Source organism: Niastella sp. (genome assembly GCF_045805085.1).
In the GTDB taxonomy this organism is placed as follows: Bacteria; Bacteroidota; Bacteroidia; order Chitinophagales; family Chitinophagaceae; genus Niastella.
In genome coordinates this window covers 1-2839 of sequence record NZ_JBJMLX010000489.1, presented here as the reverse complement: position 1 = coordinate 2839, position 2839 = coordinate 1, and the positions used below count along the sequence as shown (strand labels likewise).

Sequence of the window (2839 nt, the reverse complement as noted above, 5' to 3'; positions counted from 1 at the left end):
GGTTTTGGCCGGCCGGCCAAAGTAGAGCTGTGTGTGCTCATCGACCGCCGCTTTAGCCGGGAATTACCCATTCAACCCGATTATACCGGCCGTTCCATCGATTCCATCGTATCGCAGAAAGTGAAAGTTTTCTGGAAAGAACGCGATGGAAAAGAAGAGGTTGTATTATTATAATGGACTGATTTTGACGTGTAAAGCAAGTAATTCATTTTTCCCTTAATTTCGCAGCTTGAAATGCAACTTTCAGTAAAACATCTGCTCGGTATACGGGATCTCACCCGTCAGGACATTCAGATTATTTTAGATACTGCCACCCAATTCAAGGAAGTTTTACAACGGCCTATCAAGAAAGTTCCTTCTTTGCGGGATGTTACTATCGTAAACCTGTTTTTCGAGAATTCAACCCGTACCAGGATCTCTTTCGAATTGGCTGAAAAACGCCTGAGCGCCGACACCATTAATTTTACGGCCAGCGCTTCTTCCGTTTCAAAAGGGGAGACCCTGCTGGATACCGTGAATAATATTTTGTCGATGAAAGTAGATATGGTGGTAATGCGGCACAGTGCCAGCGGCGCCCCCCACTTTCTCGCAAAACATATTCCGGCCGCCATCGTAAATGCTGGAGATGGCATCAACGAACATCCCACCCAGGGACTGCTCGATGCGTTCTCCATGCGCGAAAAACTGGGTCGCCTCGAAGGATTGAAAGTGGCCATCATCGGCGACATCATGCACTCGCGGGTAGCTATGAGTAATATTTACCTGCTGAAGAAAATGGGCGCCGAAGTAATGGTGGCAGGTCCGCCAACGCTTATTCCAAAATACATCCAGGAAGCATTTGATATCAGGGTGGAATACAACCTGCGAAAAGCACTGGAGTGGTGCGACGTGGCCAACGTGCTGCGGATCCAGCTCGAACGCCAGAACCAGGTACTGTTCTCTTCACTGCGCGAATACAGCCTGGCGTATGGGATCAACAAACGCTTACTCGACAGCCTCGATAAAAAGATCGTGATCATGCACCCCGGTCCCATCAACAGGGGCGTGGAACTGGATAGCGATGCCGCCGACAGCAATCAGAGTATCATTTTAAACCAGGTAGAAAATGGGGTAGCGGTGCGGATGGCCGCATTGTACCTGTTATCTGGTGGCCGGGAAATGACAAATTAAAGGCACAGGACAACAAGGAACCAGGTACAAGGGTTTCTTTTGTATCTTGTACCCCTGGTCTTGTATCTTATATATTAATCTACAATTATGCAACAACGCATAGCCCTGTTCCCCGGAACCTTTGATCCTATTACGATAGGTCATCTGGATATTATTCATCGCGCACTTCCCCTGTTTGATAAACTGGTAATAGGTATTGGCCGCAACTCCAATAAATCGGCTATGTTTTCTGAAGAACAACGGATGAAGTGGATCAGGGAAATATTCAGGGATAATCCCAAGGTTTCGGTGGCAGTGTACGAAGGGTTGACTGTAGAATGTTGCCGTAAGGTAGGCGCCAATTTTATCGTGCGCGGTATCCGGTATGTGAATGACTTTGAATATGAAAAGGCTATTGCCGATATGAACCGGAGCCTGGATAAGGATATTGAAACGGTATTCTTAACCTGTTTGCCGCAATACACTTCGGTAGCCTCCACCCTGGTAAGAGATGTGATCCGCAATGGCGGCGATGCCCGTCAGTTCTTGCCACAGGCCGTGTCTAAGGATATATGAGAAAGTTGACCAGTTGACCAGTTGACAAGTTGACGAGTTGACGAGGAGAAATGCAGGAGGTAGGAAGTAAGAAGTAGGAGGTTGATGGAGTTGATAAAGGGCCGAATATGAAACGAGTGGAAGATGAAATCAGTGAGGAATATTACCCGTCGCGAGTCCTTTCACGTTTTACGTTTCACGACATATTCCTTTTTTTTCAGCGTTCCATGGGCAAGCATTGTCCTTCTTCAATTGCTTACAAGTACCACTCCATATGATTTGGTTCAAGAAAGATCTCCAACTGCATGACTTCATTCACCTGGGAAAAAATACCATGGGTGAACACATCGGCCTTGAATTTACCGAACTGGGAACTGATTTTATGAAGGCGACCATGCCTGTAGATGTCCGCACCAAACAACCTTATGGGTTATTGCATGGCGGCGCCTCCTGTGTACTGGCCGAAACCCTGGGCAGTGTGGCTTCGGCGATGGTCATTGATCCCGAAAAATTTATCTGCGTTGGACTCGAGATCAATGCCAACCACATTCGGGGAGTTCGCGAAGGCCGGGTAACCGGAATTACCACACCCATACACCTGGGCGCCACCACCCATGTTTGGGATATAAAAATTTATGATGAACGCGGGAAACTGGTTTGCATAAGCAGACTAACCGTTGCTATCCTAAAAAAATAATGGATGCCCCGACTCCGCTCAGGATTTTTTCTCCCCCTTTAGGGGGCTGGGGGGTACCCCGCTGCCTTCAACACATCCACAATAGCCGGGAAAGTATTCGAAGTATATTGTTCAAATTTATCGGGAGATGCCCATTCGATCCGGGTGATCTGTTCAATAGTTTGCGGAATCAGTTGTTGATGGCCGGGCGCAGCTAATAAATACCACCAGGTTTCCTTTAATACATGGTGACCACTTTCATCATAGGTATGCCAGGTGGTAACCAGGTGTTTTTTCAGTTCCACCTGCTGCAAACCGGTTTCTTCCTGAATTTCCCGCACGGCACATGCTTCCAGGGTTTCTCCATCATCCAGTTTCCCTTTTGGCAGGTCCCATTTTCCCCGGCGAAAGATGAACAAGCCTTCCCCCGTTTCATTAAGTACCAAACCGCCGCCGGCT

Annotated in this window: 4 protein-coding genes; 3 read left to right on the top strand and 1 reads right to left on the bottom strand. The window is 47.7% G+C overall.

Features of this window, described 5'->3' with window-relative positions:
* Positions 1-234: 234 nt before the first annotated feature.
* From ACJ751_RS25775 to ACJ751_RS25765, 3 genes are all read left to right on the top strand, one after another.
* The gene (locus ACJ751_RS25775) at positions 235-1170 is read left to right on the top strand and encodes an aspartate carbamoyltransferase catalytic subunit (protein ID WP_407748411.1); all 936 of its coding nucleotides are present in this window, start codon (positions 235-237) and stop codon (positions 1168-1170) included.
* A gap of 87 nt (positions 1171-1257) precedes the next feature.
* Entirely contained in the window at positions 1258-1725 is a 468-nt protein-coding gene (gene coaD / locus ACJ751_RS25770) for a pantetheine-phosphate adenylyltransferase (protein WP_407748410.1), read from the top strand.
* Positions 1726-1978: 253 nt separating this feature from the next.
* A complete protein-coding gene (locus ACJ751_RS25765; RefSeq protein ID WP_407748409.1) occupies positions 1979-2401 on the top strand; it encodes a hotdog fold thioesterase in 423 nt (140 codons plus the stop codon).
* A 38-nt stretch (positions 2402-2439) separates the two neighbouring features.
* On the opposite strand, the gene ACJ751_RS25760 is transcribed toward ACJ751_RS25765, so the two are convergent.
* The coding region (locus ACJ751_RS25760; RefSeq protein ID WP_407748408.1) for an NUDIX hydrolase at positions 2440-2839 on the bottom strand (400 nt) is incomplete at its 5' end.

What these genes read in the sequence shown, in the direction of transcription:
- ACJ751_RS25775 (WP_407748411.1), top strand. Translation starts at nt 235, where the DNA reads ATGCAACTTTCAGTAAAACATCTGCTCGGTATACGGGATCTCACCCGT.
- coaD (WP_407748410.1), top strand. Translation starts at nt 1,258, where the DNA reads ATGCAACAACGCATAGCCCTGTTCCCCGGAACCTTTGATCCTATTACG.
- ACJ751_RS25765 (WP_407748409.1), top strand. Translation starts at nt 1,979, where the DNA reads ATGATTTGGTTCAAGAAAGATCTCCAACTGCATGACTTCATTCACCTG.